Source organism: Acinetobacter sp. ANC 5600 (assembly GCF_002018395.1).
GTDB classification, from domain to species: domain Bacteria; phylum Pseudomonadota; class Gammaproteobacteria; order Pseudomonadales; family Moraxellaceae; genus Acinetobacter; species Acinetobacter amyesii.
This window is the reverse complement of the sequence record NZ_MVKW01000008.1, coordinates 26,348-51,276: the sequence shown is the minus strand read 5'-3', so window position 1 is coordinate 51,276 and position 24,929 is coordinate 26,348. Positions and strand designations below refer to the sequence as shown.

The window sequence follows — 24,929 nt, the reverse complement described above, 5'->3', positions numbered from 1 at the left end:
AGACTAGGTTTTTTCTTATGCGCATCATTCAACGAATACATCACAAGCTTAATTGGTCACGTCGTCGCTATGTGGGTGTGGTCATGGGTTTATTGGTTTTAGGTTATTTGGCCTCGGCAACTTATCACACGCTGAAATCACTCCCTGAAGGGCTGAACTACACAGGAAAACTTCGCCATGCTGAAGTGAACTTTTTAGTGGATGAAACCTATATCGATGCGCAAGGAAAGCAGCAACAGGAACATCGCATTTTTAAAGAAATGCTGAAAATGATTGAGGAAGCACAGTCGACCATTGTGTTGGATATGTTTCTCTTTAATCCGCAAGTTGGTGACTCTCAATTAAAACATGAACAATTAACACAGGAGTTGACCGATGCGTTGATTTTGAAGCGTCGACTATCTCCTCAAGTGGAAATTTTTGTGATTACTGACCCGGTCAATTCGGTCTATGGCGGCATTCAACCCGAGCATTATCGTCAATTACGACAAGGGGGCATTGAGTTGATGGAAACCAATTTGGTACCGCTTCGTGCTTCCAATCCTGCATGGTCAGGCTTTTGGTATATCTGCTGTCAAGATATTGGCAATAATCCTGAACAAGGCTGGTTACCGAATCCATTAGGTACGGAAAAAGTGACGATTCGTAGTTATATGGATCTTTTCAACTTTAAAGCCAATCATCGTAAAACCTTGGTGGTCGATACCGTTGACGGTTGGAAAGGTCTTGTGACCTCAATGAACCCGCACGATGGAAGTTCACGACATTCTAATGTTGCTCTGACTGTGAAGGGAATGACTGCAATTGACCTATTAAAAACTGAGCAAGCAGTCGGCATGATGTCGAAAGGCAATATACCATTTGTCGTGATTAAAGATGTTGAAGCCGCGAAAACTCAGCCACAGGTTCAAGTGCTGACTGAAAAAGCCATTTATGATGCCACACTGGACTTAATTGATAACGCGAAGAAAGTTGGGACTGAAATTGATATCGCGATGTTCTACTTGTCAGAACGTAAAATTATCAAAGCACTCATTGCTGCGCATGAACGTGGCGTGAAAGTTCGGGTATTACTCGATCCGAATAAGGATGCTTTTGGGCGGACTAAAAATGGCATTCCAAATCGACCTGTAGCATCCGAATTACATGATGCGGGTATTGATGTACGTTGGTGTAATACCCAAGGTGAACAATGTCATAGCAAGATGATTTTAAAACGTACGGCTTATCAAGCCGATATGATTTTAGGTTCGGCAAATTTCACCGCGCGCAACTTGAAAAACTATAATTTAGAAACGGATTTACGCGTGATTGGTCTGAAAAATGCGCAAGTTTTTAAAGATGCATCGCAGTACTTTAATACGGCTTGGTCAAATCTGGATGGTAAACAAATGAGTGTCGATTATAGTAAATATGCGGATGAATCGACCTTGAAATATATGTTGTATCGCTTTATGGAATGGAGCGGAATATCTACTTTTTAGAATTGTCTTAATCTCCCAAATCCCTCTTTTAAAAAGAGGGACTTTCCTCCCTTTTTTAAAGGGAGGTTAGGAGGAATTTAATCAGTTTTAATTCTTCGGTACAGGATTCGGCGGAACGATTTGATCTAAATCTTTATCCGTCATTTGATCCAATTCTTTAATATCGGTTTTGATTTTCCATTTATCGGCATCATCTACTGGTTGTGGCAAACGAGCTTCTAACCAGTCACAGATGACATCTGGTGGAAAATCGGCGTGGTTACATTGAATCACCCAAGACAAGAATTGTTTTGCTTCGCCATTCATATATGGTGGCGGAGAAACAGGTAAAAATTGAGTCGGTAAGCGTTCATTTTTAGAAATATAGTTCAATACATGGCCCAATTCTTGAACAGTTTGCCATGCTAAAGGGTGATCTACATTAATTTGAAATTTAAACCACCAAGCAGTTTTACCATCGGTTCCGTACGAGTCAATCAGTTGTTCTTGAATACTTGGAACTTTAGAAAAAAATTGATGAAGTCGGTCAAAACTTAATTCAGACACAGCATTTGATCCACTACGAAATAAAATCAATCTTAGCATAATCCAATGAAAAACAGGCTAGCCTGAAGGTGCGATCAGCTTGGTCGGAAAATTAACAAATTCTTGCACTTGATGGATTTTTATTCATTTTTTCTCCTACAATGGAATTTATACTGAGCGTATAAACCGTCGAGGAGAGCTTAAGTGAAAACCACATTATTCTATGCAATGGCAGGTGTGATGCTGATCAGTGCTTCGGCCAGTACTTTTGCGGAAAACAAATGGGCAAACTACCAAGGTGTGGATACATCAAAACCACAACACCGCCCACCGTCGATGAATCGGCCTGGCTATCCGCAGCATGCGCCGAATTATCCTCAACATTATCCTCATTATCCAAGTCGCCCGCCGGTTTATCCGCAATATCCAAATCGACCTTATCCGCAGTATCCACAAAGTGGCATTAGTATTCAATACAATGCGCCGACCACGATTACTCAAAATTCGCAGAGCTATAGTTGGGTCAATGGTGATCCTGCCAGCGCGAGTATTTCGAGTTCAACCTATACTTTTATTAGTGATTGGCAGCGTTTAGGTTTACCTGCACCCCCAAGTGGCATGTACTGGATCTTTGAAAATGGTCGCTATGTGCTGGTGTCTAATCGATAAGGTTTATAATCTTTCCCTTGCGTAGCAGTGCTACTCATCTCCTAAAAGGAGAGGGAACGATTTAGTGTTTAAGCCAATTCATCATCTTGTGGGCGAGGGGTTTTTCCTTCAGGTAATGGCTTCTCGGAATGCTTGTCTCGAATAACCGAAGGGTAAGTCCAAGAGGCATAGCGCACAATCAAAATGGCCACTGCTAAAATTAAAATCGAACCTGTAGTAATGACCAAGCCCATATCTGCTTTATGGTCATGTTGAATGTCCGAAATCAGTAAACGGGTCAGGGCAGTAATGGCAATATAAATCAGGAAGCGTACTGGCATGTGGTTGGTTTTAAAATAAATACCGACCATGGCACCGAGTTCAAGGTAAATAAACAATAATAAAATATCGTCAATCGTGGCGAATTGTTTAACGGTAATAATTTCAAAAATGGTATGACCCGCAGACCATAAAATCATACAGCCGATGACAAACAGCGCAAGATAATGAAAACCTTCTACAGCAATATTGCCAAGTCGGTCGAGGAGGGCTTCGATTTTTTCTACTTTGGGATCACGATGTGTCATATATATTCCTCCTGTGTAAATTGCGTGAATATTCAATGAAGAACAAGTCATTAAATACCAAGCAAATTTCATGCACATGAAGCGCATATGACAAAAATATTTTTTAGGTTCAATAAAGGTTTTAATGTTAAGTTTGAGCTTAAATTTTGTCCTATAAGAATGAAGCGACGATGTATCAACCAACGCATTTTAAACATGATGAACTCCCTGATCTGATTGATCTTATGCGTAAGTATGCTTTGGCGACAGTAATACTGACTGCACCCAATGGTGAGTTGGAAGTGAATCATTTACCACTAGAATATGACGCTGAGTCAGGCGAATTGGGCATATTGCGCGGTCATATTGCCAAGGCTAATCCAATGTTTGAATTGCTAAATCAGTCAGCGCAAGCCTATGTGATTTTTCATGCCGATGATGCATATATTTCGCCAAGCTGGTATGAAGGAAAGCAGGAACATCATCGCGTTGTGCCGACATGGAACTATCGCGTGGTACATGTCAAAGGCACAATTCGTAAAGTTGCAGATGAAAAATATTTACGAGGGCTTCTGGCTCGGCTGACTCGACAACATGAAGCTAGCCAACCCGTGCCATGGAAAATGGGCGATGCGCCTCATGATTTTATCGCGGAACAACTGGAAAAAATTATAGCGATTGAAATCGAAATAGACTCAATTTTGGGTAAGTTTAAAGTGAGTCAAAATCGCAGCGTTGTAGATGCAATGAATGTGGCAAAAGCTTTGGAAATGTCGAATGCTGAAATGGCGGAGTCGATCAAAAAATTTTATCCCATGAAATAACAGGCTAAAGAATCATGCCCAATAGGATTGAAACGGAACGTTTATGCCTGAGAAAGTATCAGTTAGGAGATGAAATTTCATTATTTGATACATATTTTTCGAATATAGAAGCAACTCGTTATCTGCAGCGGTTACCACATTTAACGATTCAACAGACCAAGAGTGTTTTAGAAAAGTGGGCAGATCATTGTTGGTCGATACACAATCCTGATTTTGCATGGGTGAATAGTGATAAGAATACGCATTTAGCGATGGGCTTACTGTATTTCTTCAATCAAGAAAACCATGGAGAAATACATTTTGGGTTAGGGGGGGATTTTCATGGTTGTGGTTATATGACTGAGGCCTTAATTGGGGTAATTAAGTATTTAAAGCAGAATCATGTCACGAAGGTTGTTTCATCGTTTTGTGCTGAGGAGCATCTAGCATAACAAAATGTCTTAAATAAGGCCGGATTTAAATTAGATAAAGATAAAACGCATTGGGCGAAATTTCCAATGCTAGACGATCAGTTCCATCCTTGTTTTACATATCGAATGGAATTGGAAGATTATGAATAAGTTGGTACGTTTATTATTTTTGCTTAAAGAATCCTATTCATTGGTTATGTATGAAGAGTAATAAGTAAAAAATGCCCGATAAATCGGGCATTTTTGATTTTGTGTATTTAATTAAGCTTGGTTGGTAAAGTAATCTTCAGAGAAGTTCATGATCACTTCAGAACCTGCTTTTACTTTAGCAATGCGTAATGCCAATTCAGGTAAAATACGCTGCGTGAAGTAAAGAGTCAGTGCAAGTTTGTTTTGGTAGAACTCGCCATCTTTGTCTTTTGCTGCATCTGCAATGCGCGCAAACATATAGGCAAAGCTGAGTAAGCCTACAGCATGTAGGTAATCAACTGCTGCTGAGTTCGGGAACTCAATGTTTTCACGAGCAGCTTCAAGTACATATTGAGTCACAGCTTCAACTTCAGCTGCTGCATCTAATGTTGCATCTTTGATGTAGTTCAAGCTGGCATCTAAGTTATTGGCAAAATCGCGGATTTCTTGGATATATTCAGCAATGAATTCACCATTGCACTTAATGGTTTTACGACCAATTAAGTCTTGCGATTGAACACCGTTGGTCCCTTCGTAAATCTGTGCAATACGGAGGTCACGGATACATTGTTCCATACCCCATTCACGAATAAAGCCGTGACCACCGAAGACCATTTGGGCATCTAGCGTTGCTTGGAAAGCTGTATCAGTTAAATACGCTTTTGCAATCGGTGTTAATAGCGCAACACGGTTATTGGCTGCTTTGACTGCTTCTGGGTCAGTAGAGAACTTGGTAATGTCCAGTTGTTGACCGACATAAACCGCAAATGCACGAGACGCTTCATTGTTGGCACGTGCGTTCAGCAACATACGACGTACATCACCATGAACTAAGATGCTGTCTGCAGGTTTTGCAGGCGATTGAACGCCAGAAGCGCTGCGACCTTGTAAACGATCAGTCGCATATTGCGCTGCATTTTGATAAGCAAATTCAGAAGCACCTAGGCCTTGAATACCCATAGACAGACGTTCGTAGTTCATCATGACGAACATCGCTGCAAGGCCTTCATTTTCTTTACCAACCAGGTAGCCTTTCGCGCCATCAAAGTTCATCACACATGTTGCAGACGCTTTGATCCCCATTTTATGTTCAATAGAACCAGGGCCTACAGCATTACGCTCTCCCAATGAACCATCTGCATTCACCAAGAATTTAGGTACGATGAATAGTGAAATTCCGCGTGAGCCCGCAGGCGCATCAGGCGTTTTCGCTAAAACTAAGTGGATGATATTTTCAGAAAGGTCATGGTCACCGCCAGTGATGAAGATTTTCGTACCAGTAATGTTATAAGTACCGTCTTCATTACGTTCAGCTTTAGTTTTGATAATACCTAAATCTGTACCTGCATGCGGTTCAGTTAAGCACATCGTGCCTGACCATTCGCCTGTATACATTTTTGGCAAATAAGTTTCTTTTTGCTCTTGTGATGCATAGCTGTTTAACGCCATGCCTGCACCAACAGAAAGAAGCGGGTAGAGCATGAATGATGGGTTGGTTGCAAACAGCATTTCATCAGACAGAACAGTCAGCATTTTCGGCATGCCTTGACCGCCCCATTCTTCATCTGCGCCTAGACCAATCCAGCCGCCTTCTGCATATTGTTTAAATGCTTCTTTGAAACCAGCAGGAGTCGTGACATTGCCATTGCTATAGGTTGCGCCTTCTTCATCACCTGTGCGGTTTAAAGGATGAGTGACGTTTTGCGCAAATTTTGCCATTTCTTCAAGAATGGCTTCTGCAGTTGCAGCATCAACGTGAGCAAGATTTTCGTTGTTTTGCCAGAATTGTTCTGCTTTAAAAACATCATTTAAGATGAATTTCATATCTGCAAGCGGCGCATTATAAATTGGCATGTTCGTTCACCTGTTTATTGTTTGAATCTGTGGACTTGGGGCAATTTGTATCGACATAAAGCGTGGAGAAAATTGACCAAAGTAAAATTATGAGACTATTTATAAAGAAAAAGGACTGCCAATGCTATGACCGTCCTTTCTCTATTTCTGCACTCAAGAGTACAATTTTTTGAATATGTTTTATATATTCACATTAGAATGCAAAGTGTTCTGCATCCAATGCCATAAGAGGATCTAGGCCACCTGCAATCACTTCTACATGAGAGCGAACGCGTGGTAAGATTTTCTTGAAGTAGAAGCGAGCAGTCGTTACTTTTGCATTGTAGAAATCAACATCTGTTGTTCCTGCAGCTAAAGTTTCTTGTGCAACTAGTGCCATGCGAGCCCATAAATAAGCAAGCGTTACATAACCAGAGAAGTAGAGGTAATCGACTGCAGCAGCACCTACTTCTTCAGGGTTTTGCATTGCTTTCATACCAATCTGCATGGTTAAGTCGCCCCATTCTTTGTTTAGCGCAGCAAGCGGCTCAACAAATTCTTTCATGGCAGCGTTGTCTTTGTTAGCTTCAACAAATTTATGGATGATCTTGGTGAAGTCTTTCAACATTGCACCTTGAGTACCCAATACTTTACGACCTAACAAGTCAATTGCTTGAATTTCAGTCGTACCTTCGTACAAGCAAGAGATACGTGTATCACGTACGATTTGTTCCATACCATGTTCAGAAATGAAGCCGTGGCCACCAAATACTTGAACACCGTGTTTTGCAGATTCAGAACCTGTTTCAGTTAAGAATGCTTTAGCAATTGGTGTTAGTAGAGACAAAATGTTGTCAGAGAATTTACGTTCTTCTTCCGTTGCACCTTGTTCCACGATATCTGCATGGAAAGATAATAAGTAAACCAGAGCACGACCAGCTTCAGCAAATGATTTTTGCGTAAGCAGCATGTTGCGTACTGCAGGGTGCACGATAATTGGATCTGCTTCTTTTTCAGGTGCTTTAGGGCCTGAAAGTGAACGCATTGCCAAACGGTCTTTTGCATAAGCAAGCGCACCTTGGAAAGCACCTTCAGAAGCTGAAAGACCTTGTACAGCAGTACCGATACGTGCAGTGTTCATGAATGTGAACATGCAGTTTAGACCGCGGTTTTCAGGGCCAATCAAGAAGCCTTTTGCGTTATCAAAGTTGATGACACAAGTCGCGTTACCATGGATACCCATTTTGTGTTCAATCGAACCACAACGTACCGCATTGCGCTCACCAATTGAGCCATCAGCATTTACATTGAATTTAGGTACGATGAATAATGAAATACCTTTAGTGCCTTTTGGTGCACCTGGAAGACGAGCAAGGACGATATGGATGATGTTTTCAGCCATGTCGTGTTCACCAGCAGAGATAAAGATTTTCTCGCCAGAAATTGCATAGCTGCCATCCGCTTGCGGTTCAGCTTTAGAGCGGATGATACCTAAGTCAGAACCTGCATGAGATTCTGTTAAGCACATGGTACCTGTCCATTCACCTGAAACAAGTTTAGGAAGGTAAGTGTCTTTTTGCTCTTGAGAACCGTGGTGTTCTAAAGTACGTACAGCACCATGAGATAGACCAGGATACATACCCCAAGCCCAGTTCGACGTACCCACCATTTCTGAAATGATGTTACCTAGTGAAACTGGTAGACCTTGACCGCCGTATTGTTCTTCAGCAGATAAAGATGGGAAACCGAGTTCGATATATTTTTGATACGCTTCTTTAAAACCAGTTGGTGTTGTTACAACGCCATCATTCCAAGTACAACCTTCACGGTCGCCGACTTGGTTAAGAGGAGAAAGTTCATTTTCACAGAAGTCAGCAGCAGCTTCTAGATATTGGTCAACCAACTCACGACTTACGGTGTCTGAAAATGCAGGCAGTTGTGCATAGTGATCTTCTGCTTTTAAAAGTTCATGCAGAACAAATTGCATATCACGTAAGGGCGCTTTGTATTGTGGCATATCGTTTTCCTCAATACTGGTTTCTACCAGCGTTAGTAATCCTAAATAACATTTGAACGTGTCTTCAATGACACGTATTGGAATGGTTCTAATCGTGCAACATCTTCTTATTGGGTACAAGCATTTCAGGGTGATTTGTTGGTGACTGTAAAGTCAAAGAAATATCCCTTGAAAAAGCTAAGTGCATTGAGTGTAAACGCTTTTAGATGAAAATGAATGACACAAATAGTCAAAAAGCGTAAAAAGATATGTCCAATAAAAAAGGCACTCATGGGAGTGCCTTTTTTACGCAATGATATTGCGATCTAAGTTTGGATTATTTTACTGGGGCTGGCGTCGGGGCAACAGGGGCTTTAGGTTGGAAGCGAAGCTCACATTTACCATTGATTTGCTGTTCGCCAACTTTAATGGCAACTGCGCTACCATCAGTCTTACCTTGGCATGCTTTCATAATCGCTTGTTGCTTCGTTTGGCGTTCTGCTAAACGTTGATCAAACTTTTTAGTCAGTTCTGCACGTTTTGCATCAGTCAGTGGCTCACCGCGTTGCATCTGACCACGTATGTCGCCACGCATTGGACGATGTTCACCGCGCATTGGTTTGTGTTCACCACGCGCTTTTTTCATGTCCTGACGGTCTGCTTTGAACACCATGGTACATGTACCATCAATGTTTTTTTCGCCAGCTTTTACTTGAACTGTTGAACCTGTCGTCTTGCCATTACAAGCTTTTTGCATATCAGCAAACACTTGACGTTGCTCGGCACGCATTTGTTTAAAATGTTCACGTTGCTCAGGTGACATACGACGATCTTGATCACCATGATGTTGTTTCATCATACGGCCATGATCGTTATCTTTTGGTGCGGTTGTCGATTGACAGGCAGTTAATGCACCCATGCTCAGTACGCTTGCACCGATTAAAGCAATTTTGGTCATTTGTTTCATAGTCTTTACCCCACCAGATTAGATCTTTTTCCGATGGTTAAAGATTAAATAATAAAGATGTAGAAACAATGGAGAGTTTTTTAGTTGCGTGTTCGCTACAATAATGAATATAGAAGAAAAATGAGAGTTCTCGTTTGAAAATACGTCGTATCCCGATTGCCCTACGCTTGTTTCTGACTGTGCTGTTGACGACGCTCGTCATCACAACGGTAAGTCTTGGCGTTTTGCATTGGAATATGCAGCGTAATTTCACCAAATATGTGGCCGATGTCGAGATGCAAAAGCTTGACCATGTCATTGAAAATTTAGCCGATGTGTATACGGTCTATCATGATTGGGGCAATGCGATTCAGGCACAGATTCTGCAAATTGAAGGGCAGGCAGCGCCAGATGACTATGATCGTCTCTCTCGGTGGTGGCTACGTCGTCAATATGACATTGCATTGCAGCAGCGCTATTTCCAAGATCATAGTTTAAATGCAGCATCGATGCTGGCAACACCACAGCATACGGCAGAGCAAAAAATTGAAGAGCTGAAATGGCTGGAACAAAACTTACCATCTGAGTTCCAACCCTTTGAAGGTTTAAAATTTCCTTTAAGTACGAACCAAAATGTATTCCGTCCAAAAGAGTCGAACACAGATGAAAAAGATGCAGATCAATCCTCACAAAGTAACAGTAATAATGGTGGTAAGAAACAATTTATCCAAATGCCTGACCGCTTGGGCTTGAGTTCGCGTTTATCTTTATATGATGCACATCGCCAATTTGTTGTGGGTGAGCCGACAGATGAACAAATCTCTTATCGTCCGATTATGGTGAATAATCAAATCGTGGGATATTTGGGGCTCAAACCTGTCCTCGATCAAGATGATGCGATCAGTATTAACTTCTTTAGTAAGCAAAAACGTTATTTATTATTGGTTTATGCGCTTACGTTTATTGCAAGTTTGATTGCAGCATTGTTATTGGCAACATACTTTAAAAAACCGATTCAGCGTTTGTTAATGGGAACACGTGAATTAACCAAGGGCAATTATCAACATCAAGTTGCGGTGAACCGTAATGATGAGCTTGGTGATTTATCGAATGAATTGAATCAGTTGGCCGTAATTCTCGATCAGCATGAAACGTCACGTCGTCAATGGGTGGCTGATACTTCACATGAATTGAAAACGCCATTGGCCGTGTTACAGGCTCAAATTGAGGCGATGCAGGACGGTATTCGTAAGCCAACGCCAGAGCATTTTACTTCGATGCTGAATCAAGTGAGTAGTTTGAAAAAATTGACCAAAGATTTGGCAGATTTGGCACAAGCCGATGCACAACAACTGAATTGTTATTTGACCACGCTCAATCCTTGGGATGTAGTGATCCAAGAGGTTGAAAGCTTTAAGCCGAAGTTTGAGCAAGCAGATTTGAAAATTACCGCAATGGGCGAAGGGACTTCATTACAATTAGATATAGACCGTTTTAAACAGATTATGGTCAACTTATTGGGTAACAGTATTCGTTATACGGAAGCTGGTGGTGAAGTGCATGTCCATACTGAGCAAGATGAAACCCAGTGGACCGTGTATGTTGATGACAGCCCATTTGGTTTAACTGATGAACAGTTGGCACGTATAGGTGAGCGTTTCTATCGCGTAGATGATTCGCGCACGCGTGCAACTGGTGGTACAGGATTAGGATTGGCGTTATCCGTAAAAATAGCTAGAGCATTGGGTGGAGAGTTGAGTTTTGATCATTCTCCATTGGGCGGTTTGCGTTGCAAATTGACATTTCCCAAACAGATGAAATATTAAAAGGAAGCATGCATGAAACATATCATGTTGGTTGAAGATGAAGTGGAACTTGCACAGCTGGTGCGTGATTATCTAGAGGCTGCAGGCTTTGAAGTCAGCATGTTTCATGATGGGCAAGAAGCCTATGACAGCTTCACCCAACGTAAACCGAGTCTGATGATTTTAGACCTGATGGTGCCCCGTATGGATGGCTTAACCATTTGCCGTAAAGTCCGTGAGCAGTCTGATTTGCCGATTATTATGGTGACTGCACGCACTGAAGAAATTGACCGTGTATTGGGGCTTAATATGGGTGCTGACGATTATGTCTGCAAACCGTTTAGTCCGAAAGAATTGGTGGCACGTGTGCAAGCAGTATTACGTCGTTTAGAACGTAAAGCAGAGCCAGAGGTGAATGATTTATTCCGTATGGACAAAGCACAGCAACGCATTTGGTATCAACAAAAAGCGTTGAGCTTAACGCCAACTGAGTTTCGTTTACTTGAGTTGTTTTTAGAGCATGTAGGGCAGGTGTATTCACGTGCGCAATTGCTTGATCATATTAACCCAGACAGTTTTGAAGTGGCTGACCGTGTGATTGATAGCCACATTAAAAACCTGCGCCGTAAAATTTCGGATGCTGCTGAAACTGGCAACCGTCATGAGTGGATTCAAGCTGTGTATGGCGTCGGCTACCGTTTTGAATATCCAGAAGATTAAAATAGATTGTAAATACTAAAAGGACAGGCTTCGGCCTGTTTTTTTTTTGCTACGTGTATAGCTAGTTGCATTAATTTTAAATACAAGAAGAACCGAAAGCCATAAAGATATAAAATGCGAAATTTGCGCATTTAATGAAAATTGGTTATTATTGTGCTGGAATATTCACCAGTATGTTTGAGCTGGCAGAGTTCAATGTAGACATAACAATTTTTAAAAATGGAACAGCCAGAGGGCAGAACAGATGAAAAATAGCGCTTTTGTAAAAATAATAATGGTCACGGGTGTCTTGGGTTTAACGGCATGTGGGGGTAGTGATCGTGATGAGACAGGGAGTTTACCGCCAGAGCCAGTTGCCGATGCTATGGTACAAAAAAGTGTAGAAGAGCTGACGCTGTTGGATGTGAATAATCTTGCTTTAAATGCTGCGTCGATTCAGATTTTAAGTGATGAAGAATGGCAAAAAGTACAAGCAGGCAGTCTGAAAACAGCAACAAATACAATCACAGCAGATGATTCTGAACAGTTCTTTCCACCGATCAATAGTTTACCGACAGCAACTCATTTTAAAGGTCAAAGTTATCTTGCCAATGCTCAAGGCATCGTTAAACTGCCTAAATTGGCTGCAGGCACATATTATGTTTTGGTCACTAAAAATGGACAGTCTGCAGTTTCGGCATTCTTGATCCATCCTAAAAATACCAATAAGAGCATTGTGTTGAATGTGGTTCTCAACTGCTTAGACCAAGACTGTCAGACACTAAGTGATGCACCAGTCAATGATGCAGTGGTCGGAACATTCTCTGGTCAAGTGATTTTTAAAGGGAAACCTTTGGCGAATGCGCAAGTGTCATTGTCTGGCGGTACAGCGACCAATGGCGCATTTGTCAGTGCTTTGACTGATGCCAATGGATATTTTACGCTTTCATTTAACGTGTCCAATGCGCTGCTTGAAGCATTGAAAAATGCCACCCTCACCATAAGCGGTGCAGGATTCAATAGCATAACCAAAAAAGTCACAGTCATTGCTTCTTCTGCATCAGGATATCAATTTGAAGTGCTGCCTGAAACGGCATCTGCAGATGTGGTATGGCGTGAAACTTTTGAAGTGGACTCTGCAACCCGCAATGCATGGACAAGGTCGCAACCAAGTGTGGCTAATGTCGACTGGCAGTTGCTAAACAAAGGTCACAACATTCGTAATAATCAAGTAAATCAGCGTGTGCGCTTAGCGCCGAATGATCAGAGCCAAGGCAAGGTGCCTGAGCCACTGCAAGGCAATACAGCATATTGGTATGGTGACAAAGTAAATGGTAATTTTATTGGCGCTTTAAGTGATTCATCTATGGCTCCAGAGTTTGATGGCGGAACATCTAATACCCATAATATGGGTGAGTTAATCTCACCTGCCATTAATCTAAGCCAGTATCAGGCGCCTTTGAGTTTAAGCTTTAAAACATGGTGGGAAATTGAGTCGGTCAATCCAAATAATCAGGGATTCGATTTGATGAATATTTTAGTTTCTACCGACGGCGGCAATAGCTTTAAGACTTTGGCTCGTTTAAACCCGCTGGCAGATCCATCCTCTGCATATGAGCGCGCGCCGATTCCATACAGTAATTTAGGCTTTAACCTCGCACCGGCTGCTGTTCAGCAAGAAGCAATTTCATTAGATGAATATGCAGGCAAGGCCAATGTTCAGCTGAAATTCCAATTTAGAACGGTCGATGGACTTTATAATGGTTTCCGTGGCTGGATGATTGATGATGTGGTGATTCAGAAAAAAGCCGGAACTTTCCCATTATTTGATGGTGTGAGTTTTGATGAAAATTCAGATAGTTTCTCTCAGGACTATAGTGGCTTCGCTGCAAAACAAGCGGGCGCTGTGCTGAAAAGCACGAATAGTTATGCACGTTGGGCGGATGTTCCACAGCGTAAATAACGATTTACATGGTGGCGCAGTATGAATGGTTAGAATAGGTTTAGGCGTACTGCATTCGCGATCAATCAACCATCAAGCGTGGTGAATGCTAAAAACAGCTCTCAATTGAGAGCTGTTTATATTTGAAAGGGCAATATATTCAGCCACTTCAGCACACTGGCGGCTAAAGATTTCGGATGTTGTAATGGAATCATATGGCCTGTATTGTCAAGCCTATAAATTACCAAGTGCTATGGAGTAATGCAGCTCACACGCTGTATTCCATAATGATTCATACAGAAATAAACTGCGAATATTTGGCTGCAAAGAGCTGCACAGGCTACAATCCACTTTTTTATAAGATGAGAACGTGTTGTGAGCAGCGAAATGCCTCAACTGCAGCGCCGATTAAAGAACCGCCATATTCAGCTGATTGCAATGGGTGGTGCAATAGGCACAGGGCTATTTTTAGGCTCTGCGCATATTATTGAGTCGGCTGGACCATCGATAATTCTGGGCTATTTGATTGGTGGCTTGATTGCTTTTAAATATTGGGGCAAGTTTGCTGGCTTTTTAACGGGCTGGAACTACTGGATTCTCTACATTTTAGTGGTGATGACCGAGCTGACTGCGATAGGCAAATATGTCAATTACTGGTGGCCGCATGTGCCTGCTTGGGTTTCAGTTCTGGTGTTTTTTGCTGTGATTACGCTAGCCAATTTAGCCAATGTCAAACTGTATGCAGAATCTGAATTTTGGCTGTCGATGATTAAGGTTGTGGCGATTGTTGCCATGATTATTTTTGGTATATACCTGCTACTTACAGCAGGCGCAGACTCTACCGCTTCGATTAGTAATTTATGGGTACATGGCGGCTTCTTCCCGCACGGTTTTGAAGGCTTATTCTACATGCTAGCCTTTATGATGTTTGCTTTTGGCGGTATTGAATTAATCAGCATGGCGGCGGCTGAAACTGAAAACCCCGATCAGAACATCCCGAAAGCGGTAAACCAAACCGTGATCCGCGTGTTCTTATTTTATATCTGTTCCTTGGCGGTGCTGCTGTCGCTGGTGCCGTGGAATCAGTTGAAACTTGGCGGTTTGGATCATAGTCCTTTTGTGATGATTTTTAATCAGATGGGGATTGATTGGGCGGCACATTTGCTGAATTTTATTATTTTGACGGCATCCGTTTCGGTCTGTAATAGCGGCATGTATGCCAATAGCCGCATGCTGCTGGGCTTGGCAGAACAAGGCAATGCGCCAAAAGCATTTAAGCAGGTGAATAAACACGGTACGCCGATTGCCGCGGTTTTATTTTCTGCTTTGCTGATTTTTGGCTGTGTACTGCTGAATTATTTCTTGCCTGAAAAAGCATTGAGTTATTTGATTTATATCGTGGTGAGCGCTGCGGTGCTGAATTGGATGCTGATTAGCTTAATTCATTTAAAGTTTAGAAAAGCGATGCATCAGCAGGGCATACAAACTAAGTTTCCTGCCTTATTGGCGCCGTTCACCAACTACTTTGTCTTAGTGTTTATGCTGATGATTTTATACATCATGTGGAATCAAGGCTTTATGCTGTCGGTGCTGATGCAGCCCGTATGGATTTTACTGCTGTATGTGCTGTTTAGAGTGATGCAAGCGAAGAAAGTTTAATACCATGAAGGCTTAGGGAAGAGCCTTTGTTTATTGCCACTAAAGAATGATTTTGAAAATTCTGACAAGGTAAGCAAATTGAGTGAACATTCAGATAAAGACTGCTCTAGTGTACTGAATTCTAGGATAAATTTATATAAGATTATGATTTATATTGGATAAAACAAATTATTTCGTATAACGTGTATTATGCTGATTTTAGAAAACTTAATCTATGTTATATGACAGAAGCTTGGAATATTAATTCAATAAAAAATTTTTTAATTTTTCAAAAGTCTTCGATGATTTTTTACTTTAATAAACCTAGGTTTGTATAAACTTTCTCACGCTGAGTAGCATTTGTTTGATTACGACCATTGTTAAGATAATTTTGTTCTATAAATATGGCCGCTTCTTTCTCTGACATAGGTTTTTTCATGCTAGAAGCAGCTAATAATATGCTATATAGATTAAAGCGATCTTCAGGATATATACAAGCATTATTAACGGTATCCATTGTCATTGCTTGATCTGCATCAGGATACATAAGCTTAAGTTTGCTTACAGTATCTTGGATGCAATATTGATATAGACCTTGGGTTTGTGCAGCACCTTCCATAATTTCAGATTCAGTTAATATTTTATCGCTGAGTTGGTTTTTGAGAATTGAAGAAATTTGATTATTTTCAGGTAATGCAGACCATGCTAATGAATTGAAGCTTAAAGTAATGCCAATGATTATTAGTAGTTTCATTTTGATTATTGGTTTAACTAAAGTAAGAGATTAAGAATTATATAGAAAAATAATATTCCAGTCTGTTAATAATACCCCGATTAAACATAATTGCGATTATACTAAATTTGCAAAATCAACCAGATCGAAAGGGAAGTGTTATCTAAACACTCCTCAGCAACTCAATCCTTTGCCGCTGTCCTTTATTTAACTTCGATACAACTAATTCATAAGAATTTAGCACCAAATCCTGCAGCAGTTCTTCTTCCAATTCTTCATCTGTAAAAACAGAAATCCAATGCTTCTTATTCATATGCCAGCCCGCACGAATAAAGGGATAAATATCTTTAAGCATTGCGCCATTGTCCGGCAGCACCTTTAAATTAACGGCCGCTTTGCCTTCCAAATGAAAACTCAGCATAAAGACCTTATCCATGACTTTAAACACATCACAGCCTTCACCAAATGGCTGGCTGCACGTGGTTTCAGGCAGGGCTAAGGCTGTCTTAGCAGCTACAGCATGTAATGCAATCATAAGGGATAACCAAAAATAAGCCTGAGCGTTAAAGCCTAAGGATGAATATGAATCGCTGTATCGTTATTCACCAGTTGCCAAATTTCATCCATATCAATATTGCGCACTGCAATACAGCCCCAAGTCCAATCTTTTTGTGGAAAATACGTCATGAGCTGAGGAGCAACTTTCATCTGCAAACTGGTCGCTGAACCATGAATCATAATATCGCCGCCAGCAGAAACACCTAATTGCTTAGCCTTCTGTTTATCGATCGTATTGGGGTAAGAGATATGCAGCGACTTATAAAATGAACTTTGCGGATTGCGCCAATCAATCATATAGCTGCCTTCAGGCGTTTTGCCATCACCTTCTTGAACTTTATGTCCAAGCGGTTGAAAACCCAGACGCATCGGGTAACGCCGAATGACCTGATCCTGATGTTTTAAATCTAAATAACGCTCAGCTTTATGTACTTGAATACTGTCGATCGGCGTTTCTGTGCGAATTTTTTGAATTTGCAAATCACTTAATTTAGGTGGAAAGGCCAGTGCATTGGCAGGTGTAGGTAGATATTTTTCAAATTTTTGATAGGCAAGATAGGCTGCCGCAATACAGAAGAGGGTAGCGAAACTAAAAATGGCGATACGTTTTCTTGTCATTATTTTTTAGAGGATGAAATGCTTTCGCAGTCCTTCCATTTAGGCATTGTGGATAATGTTTAAATTATCCACAATTTTAATCTGAGTGAAATGTGGATTTGTGGATAAATGTTTAAGACGAGCAGCTCACCATCACTTCAGGCACATCACTTGGCAAGGGGCCTAAATCTTCTGTTGTTTCCAGTTCAGGCTGTTTCAGATAAGGCTGGCTTAGTAATATAAATAAGCGTTCAACTTCAGAAAAATCATTACGCTCTGCCAGTTCAATGGCTTTTTGCGCCATGTGATTTCGCAAAATATAATGCGGATTGGCCTTTGCCATTTCAGCATCTAAAGCATCGGTGTCCTGATGCTCACGGATACTTTCATATTGTGCCAAGAAACCTTCAAAGGCGCGGCGGTCTAAGCAGTCATCTTTAATGGCTTCATATTCATGATTTTGCAGACGAATAAAGCTTTGCGTGTAGTCCAGCTGTTCACTTTGCAGAATATGCAAAAAGGCCATGGCGCAGTCAAAGCTGTCTTTATGGAAACTTGGCAAACCCATTTTCTGAGCTAAGCCCAATTTATAATGTTCCAAGAAGGTCAGTTCAAAATGCTCTAAGCACTTAGCTAAATCTTCTTTCCACTGTTCTTTGTCATAGTCCGTAGGGCAGAGCGGAATGAGATTATTCAGCCATTGCCATAAATTCCAATGCCCGATACTTGGCTGCTGCTGATAGGTATAGCGGCCTTGGTAATCCGAATGGTTATTGATCCAGTTTGGACGGAAGCGTTCCATAAAGCCATAAGGGCCAAAGTCCAAAGTTGAACCGGTAATATTCAGATTGTCAGTATTCATCACGCCATGTGCAAAACCAATCAGCTGCCATTTGGCAATCATCACTGCGGTACGCTGAATAACTTGAGTGGCAAAAGCCAAAATGGGCTGTTCAGCATCCAAGCATTCAGGGTAGTGCCACTCAATACATTTTTGCGTGAATTCAGGTAGTAAATCACCCTGATATTGATTGATCCATTCAAAATGTCCCAATCGGATATGACAGTCAGATGTACGCAGCATCATCGCTCCGAGCTCGAGTTTTTCGCGCTGTACACCTTGCTCAGAACTGGTAAAACCCACCGCATTGCTGGATGCAACACCTAAGCTGTTCAGCGCATGTCCTGCCAAATATTCACGAATAGTCGAGCGCAATACTGCACGTCCATCGCCCATGCGTGAGTAAGGAGTCGAGCCGGCGCCTTTAAGGTGCAGGTCAATGGTTTGCCCATGTTTATCGATGATTTGCCCAATCAATAAGCCGCGTCCATCGCCCAATTGGCCGGCCCATTGTCCAAACTGGTGACCTGCATAGACCATGGCCAAAGGTTCAAATTCCTCAAAGGTTTTTTGCCCACTGCAAATCTCTACCCATTGAGCTTTATCTTCATCCGACCATTGTAACTGTTCAGCCAAAGCAGCATTGAAATGTCCTGATTTTGAGCCTTTTAAGGGTACAGGCTGCTGATGATGGTACAGGCGAGGTGGCAGGGTGTTATATCGGGCATTGAACAGCATAATGATCTTTAAAAATTCAAATTATGTTTAAACTATAGCAAAGACCAGATAGAAAAACTGTAGCTTAAAATCAATAAAGCCTCCACAAGGGAGGCTTTATCATTTGAGGAGCTTTAAAACAGTTAAGCGGTTTTCTTTTTCAAATTACGCATTAATTGATTCAGTGTTTCACGGTGCTGAGATAGGCGTTGTTCAACTTGCTGGAATTCAAGTTTGAGTTTGTCATCCATTTGATGAATTTTTTCAGCAACTGCTGTTTTCTTCGCTTGAATTTCCTGTTCTTTTAATTTTGCCCAGTCATTCAAGGTTTGCGAAAACGCATCATATTCTTGAGAAATACGTTGTTTTGCTGTGGCGATGTCATCGGTCATATTCAGACCATAAATCGCAAGGTCTTGTTCAGCATATTTAAACTTCATTGCCAACTCAGCTTTTTTAATATTAAAGCTTGGAATACGGCGTAAGTTCTTTGCCAAACCTAATTTAGAACATGACCAAATTAGCCATTTAGTGGGGTCATATTGCCACCATTTCACACCATTACGGTAGTCGTATTGAAAAATGTGGTGATAGTTATGATAACCCTCACCCCAAGTAGCAATAGCTAGAACAAAGTTGTCGCGTGCTGTATTTTCATCAGTATACGGACGTTTTCCCCACATATGGCAAAGTGAGTTAATAAAGAAAGTTACATGATGGCTTAAGATTAAACGCATTAAACCGCCCAATAATAGAACGCCCCACATATCACCTACAGCCCAACCAATTGGCAACAAAATAGCTGCGTGAACGGCAATCACTAGAGGGATGTAATATTTGTCTTGGAACATCACGACTTTATCTTTTAATAAGTCAGGTGCATTTTTATAGTTTGGTGCTGCTGCAGGATAATCACGAAGCATCCAACCAATGTGTGCATACCAAAAACCACGGTTGATTGAGTATGGATCTTGATCCACATCATCAACATGACGGTGATGTGTACGGTGGCCTGAAGCCCAAAATAAAATACTATTTTGAACTGCAAAAGTACCCATGAGCATTAAAATGATTTTTAAAGGTAAGGTTGCTTCATAAGCACGGTGTGCCCATAAGCGGTGATAACCTGCGGTAATACCTAAACTACTGACACCCAGTAAAACAAACATACTGATCCAAGCAGCGGCACTAAAATCATGATTAATGGCATATAACGGAATTGCAATAACTGCGACAATAGGTAAAAACACCAATGCAAAAATGGCAATCCAGTTCATTGGGGCTTTGGGTAGGGGAGCATTCATCTCCAACAGCACTCCTGAAACCTTGGGAGGTATAGATAGGACGAATCCCATTAAACTTTTAAGGGATTTTAAACGTACAGAATAGTAGCACGGGAAAACCCGTTTTCACCACTGTTATTGTACAGTTGTATTGTTCTAGACAGTAACATAATACGACTGAAGTTATTTGACTTTTTGTGGAGTAAGAAGATGCCAAAAAAACAGCAAATTTGTCAAAATAATCTGAAATTACTTATCAAATACTGCATCTGGGGCAGCTTTCTGATCAGTTGTCTTGGACTGATGGCTTGTCAAAATTCTCCTACACAGACAGTGACTACAAAGTCACACGGAAAATCACTGGGCAACAGTATTGAGCAGCCATTAAAAGTTATTCGCGTGAACGATGGGATACAAGATATTCGATGGACGATTGTGAAAATCGCTGGACAAAAAGCTAAGTTCTTTCATCATCAACCTTATCTTCAGTTCAATTCGCAATTTCGACAAATTCAGGGAAATACGGGATGTAACAATATCAATGGCACTTATGTGATCGATACCTTAAAACACAGCATTGATTTGAATGCGCGAGCAGGCTATTTCAGTTGTGATTCGGCTTTGGCTCAAGAGGCTGAACTTTCAGATGCCTTGCAAGCCGCAACACAATTCCAAATACAAGGGAAACACATGACGATACAAAACAGTCGGGGACAAACTGTATTGGTTTTGGAAAGAAAATAGACCGATTAAAATAGCGACGTGTTGATCGAGAAGTGAATTACACAAATCTAGGTGAATAAAGCAGCATTAAAAATGCTGCATCATTAATTTAGGATAGTCGGTAATTAAACCGTTGATACCCCAATCTTTAAGCTGTTTAGCACGATCAACGTCGTTGACGGTCCATACACTCACATTTAATTTTGCCTGCTGTGTGGCCTGAATAATGTCTGAATTGGCAAGTTGGTTCATCCAACCGATTTGGATACAACCTAATTTGAGTGCTTGTTCAATCGCTTTAAATTTTACGTCCGTTTCAACTAAAAGCCCGCGTTTGAAGCCGGATTTTTTTTGTTGCAAAGCAAGATGAATTTTAGGGTCAAAACTGGTGATCACCGCGGAATGTTCGAACCCTTGGAGCTGTTGTTCCAAGGTTTCAGTCAGTGCTTCAGCTTCAGTCTGTGTCTTCACTGCTTTCACTTCGACTTCAATATGATCGAAGTTATGAATAATTTTGAGCGTTTGTTCGAGCAGTGGCGTCGGCTCAACTTTATTCCATTCTGACCAAGTCACAGCATGGTTATAGGGTTCTAACTCTTGTGAACTACATTCATATAGATGTTTATCTTGACCTGTCGTTCGCATAAATTGGTCATCATGCATGATCACTAGGGCACGATCTTTAAGTTGCCGAACGTCAAATTCGACAGCACGAATTCCTAAGTCTTGAATATATTGGAAACCACCTAGGGTATTTTCAGGTGCTTCACCACGAGCGCCACGGTGACCGATTATGCGCATACGAGGCCTACAAAAAAAGATGTTAAGAACATAATGTCCTGTAAGAATGACAGGGAGATGACACTGTTATTTTGATCCGATCATTCTGAAATACAAGAATGATCGGACGAAATGTTTCGATTTATTTCAATGTAAAGTAGACTTTTAATTGATCAAAGGATTTGAGCAATTTTTGAATCCAAAACTTATTGATCGATCGTGTCGTTAATATTTTTCTGCCATAGCACTTCAGAGCCACCTTCAGCACGTTGTAATGTACGCGATGCGACAAATAACCAGTCTGAAAGTCGGTTCAAAAGCTGCAATGACGGTGCTTGAATGTTCTGGTCGCGGTTATGTACAGCCATTAAACGGCGTTCTGCGCGGCGGCATACGCTACGAGCCTGATGGGCAAAGCTACATACTAAAGTGCCTGAAGGCAGGATAAAGTCTTTCAGCATCGGCAGCGCTTCATTCATGCGGTCGATGTCATTTTCCAAAAACTCAATCGACACAGGCTGTACCAAGTTGAAGTTTGGAATACAGACTTCACCGCCAAGGTCGAATAACCAATGTTGAATTAGGCTGAGGGATTTATCCCAAGTCGCTTTGTCTTCAATGCTGCTAAGTGCAATGTGTGAACGCAGAATACCAATACTTGAATTGAGTTCATCGACATCGCCTAGGGCTTCGATGCGTAAATCATCTTTAGCTACGCGAGAACCGTCGCCTAAACCTGTCGTGCCTGAATCGCCTGTGCGGGTATAAATTTTACTTAAACGGTGGCCCATTTTAATTGTCCATTTTTTGATTAAAAGTTGAATAAAGTGATGTGTATTAATATTTAACAGTGACACCGATAGAGGCTAAACGCCCGCCATTCATATAATACAAACCTGAACCATACGATGAGGTTTTGTATTCGACATCACCAATATTTTGTAAATTGGTAAAGACTTTGAGGTTGGGATTGATATTCCAAAATGCACTCATATCAATAGTGGCATATCCGGGATTGCGTGCCTGATAATCCACGGTATCTGACTTGGCATTTAAGGTTGCATTCATGCCATAAATGTCATTGCTCCAACCTGTAGTCAAGCTTAAATTCTGACGTGGGCGACGCTGTAAATCTTGTTTTTTCTCATCATCTTGAGCTTTCACATAATGATAGCTGAGTTTACTTGACCATCCACCATTTTGCCATTGCAGATAGGTTTCCACACCTTGATACACCGCTGTATTTAGATTTTCTAAAGTGTAATGAGGACCGTTCACAATCAGATGGTCGATTTTGGTATGGTACACGGATAGACCGGTACTTAGCCCATGATTCAGCTTTTGGTCGACGCCAATCTCATAAGAAATACTTTCTTCAGGCTTTAAGTTTGGATTGCCTGACCAGCTGTTATAGCGTTCATCTAAGGTTGGCGATTTAAACGCAGTACCAATATTGGCATATACACTGGTAAGAGGCAGTGCTTGCAGACGAATTGCAGCTTGACCAATGGTATGGCTGCCATATTTTGCATCGTCTTCTAAACGGATGCCGAGCTGTGTATTAAGACCATCTTGATGATATTGATGCTGTAAGTAATAACCTGTGCTGCGGTTATCATCTTGATAAGCCGTGCCATAAGACACAATATCACCGCTGATTTTGCGGTGTGTAATCCCGCTTAAAAGCGTTTGCTTTGGCGTCAGCTCAAATTTGGAATAGATTTCCGCTTCTTGGGTTTTATTGTGTGTGAAGTCGGTGGTTGAGACCTGATCTAGCTCATCTTTAAACTGAGAAAGTCGAGCGTGCAGTTCTAAAGCAGGTAACAGATGCACTTCACCACGGAGGTTGATCATTTCATTGTTAAAGTCTTGCGCGACATTGCTGTAGTTCAAGCAGTTATAGTCTTTATCTTCATTGCTACAACTGACATAAAAGCTGCGACCATCGTTATGACTGTAGTCCAATGAATATGCATGATTTTCTTGTTTTGATCCGACTTTTGCACTCCAGCCTTTTTGGTCATAGCTTGCTGTACTCAGTTCATCTAGGTCAAACACTTTGGTGGCATCTGATTCTAAGCGTTGCCCTCGAATCTGTGCGTAATAGCCATTTTTTGTGGCATCTGCACCAATAATGCTTTTATAGGTTTTGTGTTCACCCACTTCGGTACTGGCAAAGGCTGTATTTTCTGTGGGTGTCTTGGAAATAATTTGTACCACACCGCCAATCGCATCTGAGCCATACAACACAGAGGCAGGGCCTTTTAAAACCTCTATTTGTTGAATATCGGTAGTATCCAAAAATTGTAATGGCGCCATGCCTGATGTTGCCGAGTTCAAACGCACGCCATCGCGCAGTACTAAGGTATGGTCGGATTCTGTGCCACGGACAAAAATCGAAGCAACTTGTCCTAAACCGCCGTTTTGCACCATATTGATAGATGCATCGTTACGCAGTAAATCACTCATTTGGGAAATAGGGGATTGCGCTATGGTTGCAGGTTCAATAATAGATATACGCGCAGGCACATTTTCTAATTTTTCTTGTGAGCGTGTTGCAGTCACCACAATGGTATCCATTGTTGGTTGAGCAATGCGCGATTCATTTGCAAAACAAGATGTAGAAAAAGCCCAAGCGGCAGCAATGCCTGTAGCGAGTGCTGTAGGGCGAGCTAAAGTTGACATGCGATGCTCCATGCATTTACCCCACGTAAATGATTGAGTGATAGAACACAGTGAGCAGGTATCGGACTGGCAAAGCATTGCTTGCACACCGTTGCGGGGGCAGTGTTGTGGAAACTTCCCATGCCAACTGTTGTGAATGGCTTAAGTATAGAGAACTCCGATTTATCGAACAATCGAAACTATGGGGTATTTGAAGATAGGTACATATACAGCTTGACTTGCTGTGGAGCAGAAATTAATCTGCCAGCGCTTCAGGTGCTTTCTTAATTGAAAAGTGAAACTGGGAAGTCAGTCTAAACATTGAAAAGTGATTTGAATCTGACACTGCCCCCGCAACGGTGAATAGGCTTTATTTTGATAAATCCTTAAGTCCGGAGACCGGCCTGATGCAGACCTATACATAATGCGGCGGGCGTTATAGCGGGATTGCATCATTGCGCCAATATTGGCCTTGCATTGCTGACCCTGAATCCGCCTGCGTTATCCATTTTATTATTCGCACGGGCG

At 41.5% G+C, this 24,929-nt stretch carries 22 protein-coding genes and 1 riboswitch; of the genes, 9 read left to right on the top strand and 13 right to left on the bottom strand.

Going from position 1 to position 24,929, the window contains the following annotated elements:
* Positions 1-17: 17 nt before the first annotated feature.
* A complete protein-coding gene (locus B1201_RS14500) occupies positions 18-1,484 on the top strand; it encodes a phospholipase D family protein (RefSeq protein ID WP_078194158.1) in 1,467 nt (488 codons plus the stop codon).
* 87 nt (positions 1,485-1,571) lie between these two features.
* Here the strand turns inward: B1201_RS14500 and B1201_RS14495 are convergent, their stop codons facing one another.
* A complete protein-coding gene (locus B1201_RS14495) occupies positions 1,572-2,030 on the bottom strand; it encodes a hypothetical protein (protein WP_078194213.1) in 459 nt (152 codons plus the stop codon).
* A gap of 183 nt (positions 2,031-2,213) precedes the next feature.
* Between B1201_RS14495 and B1201_RS14490 the strand changes: the two genes are divergently transcribed.
* A complete protein-coding gene (locus tag B1201_RS14490; protein WP_078194157.1) occupies positions 2,214-2,678 on the top strand; it encodes an RcnB family protein in 465 nt (154 codons plus the stop codon).
* A gap of 68 nt (positions 2,679-2,746) precedes the next feature.
* Here B1201_RS14490 and B1201_RS14485 read toward each other — a convergent pair whose 3' ends face one another.
* Complete coding sequence (locus B1201_RS14485) at positions 2,747-3,244, bottom strand: phosphate-starvation-inducible protein PsiE (RefSeq protein ID WP_078194156.1); 498 nt, start codon at positions 3,242-3,244, stop codon at positions 2,747-2,749.
* Positions 3,245-3,414: 170 nt separating this feature from the next.
* Here B1201_RS14485 and B1201_RS14480 point away from each other — a divergent pair, with 170 nt between their 5' ends.
* Complete coding sequence (locus tag B1201_RS14480; RefSeq protein WP_078194155.1) at positions 3,415-4,047, top strand: FMN-binding negative transcriptional regulator; 633 nt, start codon at positions 3,415-3,417, stop codon at positions 4,045-4,047.
* A gap of 14 nt (positions 4,048-4,061) precedes the next feature.
* Positions 4,062-4,478 carry a GNAT family N-acetyltransferase gene (locus tag B1201_RS14475; protein ID WP_078194154.1) on the top strand — a complete coding sequence of 139 codons (417 nt, stop codon included), beginning with the start codon at positions 4,062-4,064 and terminating at the stop codon, positions 4,476-4,478.
* Between the two features lie 240 nt (positions 4,479-4,718).
* Here the strand turns inward: B1201_RS14475 and B1201_RS14470 are convergent, their stop codons facing one another.
* The 3 genes from B1201_RS14470 to B1201_RS14460 all read right to left on the bottom strand — a co-directional run bounded on the left by B1201_RS14470 (position 4,719) and on the right by B1201_RS14460 (position 9,442).
* A complete protein-coding gene (locus B1201_RS14470) occupies positions 4,719-6,500 on the bottom strand; it encodes an acyl-CoA dehydrogenase C-terminal domain-containing protein (protein WP_078194153.1) in 1,782 nt (593 codons plus the stop codon).
* Between the two features lie 193 nt (positions 6,501-6,693).
* Entirely contained in the window at positions 6,694-8,496 is a 1,803-nt protein-coding gene (locus B1201_RS14465) for an acyl-CoA dehydrogenase C-terminal domain-containing protein (protein WP_078194152.1), read from the bottom strand.
* Positions 8,497-8,812: 316 nt separating this feature from the next.
* Entirely contained in the window at positions 8,813-9,442 is a 630-nt protein-coding gene (locus B1201_RS14460; RefSeq protein ID WP_078194151.1) for a hypothetical protein, read from the bottom strand.
* A gap of 134 nt (positions 9,443-9,576) precedes the next feature.
* Here B1201_RS14460 and baeS point away from each other — a divergent pair, with 134 nt between their 5' ends.
* The 4 genes from baeS to B1201_RS14440 all read left to right on the top strand — a co-directional run bounded on the left by baeS (position 9,577) and on the right by B1201_RS14440 (position 15,526).
* Entirely contained in the window at positions 9,577-11,247 is a 1,671-nt protein-coding gene (gene baeS, locus B1201_RS14455; protein ID WP_078194150.1) for a sensor histidine kinase efflux regulator BaeS, read from the top strand.
* A gap of 12 nt (positions 11,248-11,259) precedes the next feature.
* A complete protein-coding gene (locus B1201_RS14450; protein ID WP_078191240.1) occupies positions 11,260-11,946 on the top strand; it encodes a response regulator in 687 nt (228 codons plus the stop codon).
* Between the two features lie 244 nt (positions 11,947-12,190).
* Positions 12,191-13,888: a hypothetical protein gene (locus B1201_RS14445; protein ID WP_078194149.1), complete on the top strand. Its 1,698-nt coding sequence runs from the start codon at positions 12,191-12,193 to the stop codon at positions 13,886-13,888.
* A gap of 354 nt (positions 13,889-14,242) precedes the next feature.
* The gene (locus B1201_RS14440) at positions 14,243-15,526 is read left to right on the top strand and encodes an amino acid permease (protein WP_078194148.1); all 1,284 of its coding nucleotides are present in this window, start codon (positions 14,243-14,245) and stop codon (positions 15,524-15,526) included.
* 289 nt (positions 15,527-15,815) lie between these two features.
* Here B1201_RS14440 and B1201_RS14435 read toward each other — a convergent pair whose 3' ends face one another.
* The 5 genes from B1201_RS14435 to B1201_RS14415 all read right to left on the bottom strand — a co-directional run bounded on the left by B1201_RS14435 (position 15,816) and on the right by B1201_RS14415 (position 20,255).
* On the bottom strand, positions 15,816-16,259 hold the full coding sequence (locus tag B1201_RS14435; protein WP_218951584.1) for a hypothetical protein: 444 nt from the start codon (positions 16,257-16,259) through the stop codon (positions 15,816-15,818).
* Between the two features lie 142 nt (positions 16,260-16,401).
* Positions 16,402-16,773, bottom strand: coding sequence for an MmcQ/YjbR family DNA-binding protein (locus B1201_RS14430; protein ID WP_078194146.1), 372 nt, complete (start codon positions 16,771-16,773; stop codon positions 16,402-16,404).
* Positions 16,774-16,808: 35 nt separating this feature from the next.
* Positions 16,809-17,414 carry a L,D-transpeptidase family protein gene (locus tag B1201_RS14425; protein ID WP_078194145.1) on the bottom strand — a complete coding sequence of 202 codons (606 nt, stop codon included), beginning with the start codon at positions 17,412-17,414 and terminating at the stop codon, positions 16,809-16,811.
* A gap of 112 nt (positions 17,415-17,526) precedes the next feature.
* Entirely contained in the window at positions 17,527-18,972 is a 1,446-nt protein-coding gene (locus B1201_RS14420) for a protein adenylyltransferase SelO (RefSeq protein WP_078194144.1), read from the bottom strand.
* A gap of 122 nt (positions 18,973-19,094) precedes the next feature.
* Positions 19,095-20,255, bottom strand: coding sequence for an acyl-CoA desaturase (locus tag B1201_RS14415; RefSeq protein ID WP_078194143.1), 1,161 nt, complete (start codon positions 20,253-20,255; stop codon positions 19,095-19,097).
* A 189-nt stretch (positions 20,256-20,444) separates the two neighbouring features.
* On the opposite strand from B1201_RS14415, the gene B1201_RS14410 reads away from it, so the two are divergent.
* Positions 20,445-20,978 (top strand): META domain-containing protein, encoded by a 534-nt coding sequence (locus B1201_RS14410; protein WP_078194142.1) that lies wholly within the window; start codon positions 20,445-20,447, stop codon positions 20,976-20,978.
* A gap of 66 nt (positions 20,979-21,044) precedes the next feature.
* Here the strand turns inward: B1201_RS14410 and B1201_RS14405 are convergent, their stop codons facing one another.
* The 3 genes from B1201_RS14405 to B1201_RS14395 form a co-directional block, all read right to left on the bottom strand.
* Positions 21,045-21,758, bottom strand: a complete 714-nt coding sequence (locus tag B1201_RS14405; protein ID WP_078194141.1) for a glycerophosphodiester phosphodiesterase — start codon at positions 21,756-21,758, stop codon at positions 21,045-21,047.
* 185 nt (positions 21,759-21,943) lie between these two features.
* Positions 21,944-22,528 carry a cob(I)yrinic acid a,c-diamide adenosyltransferase gene (locus tag B1201_RS14400; RefSeq protein ID WP_078194212.1) on the bottom strand — a complete coding sequence of 195 codons (585 nt, stop codon included), beginning with the start codon at positions 22,526-22,528 and terminating at the stop codon, positions 21,944-21,946.
* Between the two features lie 46 nt (positions 22,529-22,574).
* Positions 22,575-24,422, bottom strand: coding sequence for a TonB-dependent receptor plug domain-containing protein (locus tag B1201_RS14395; RefSeq protein WP_078194211.1), 1,848 nt, complete (start codon positions 24,420-24,422; stop codon positions 22,575-22,577).
* 236 nt (positions 24,423-24,658) lie between these two features.
* Positions 24,659-24,824: riboswitch (cobalamin riboswitch) on the top strand.
* Positions 24,825-24,929 lie beyond the last annotated feature (105 nt).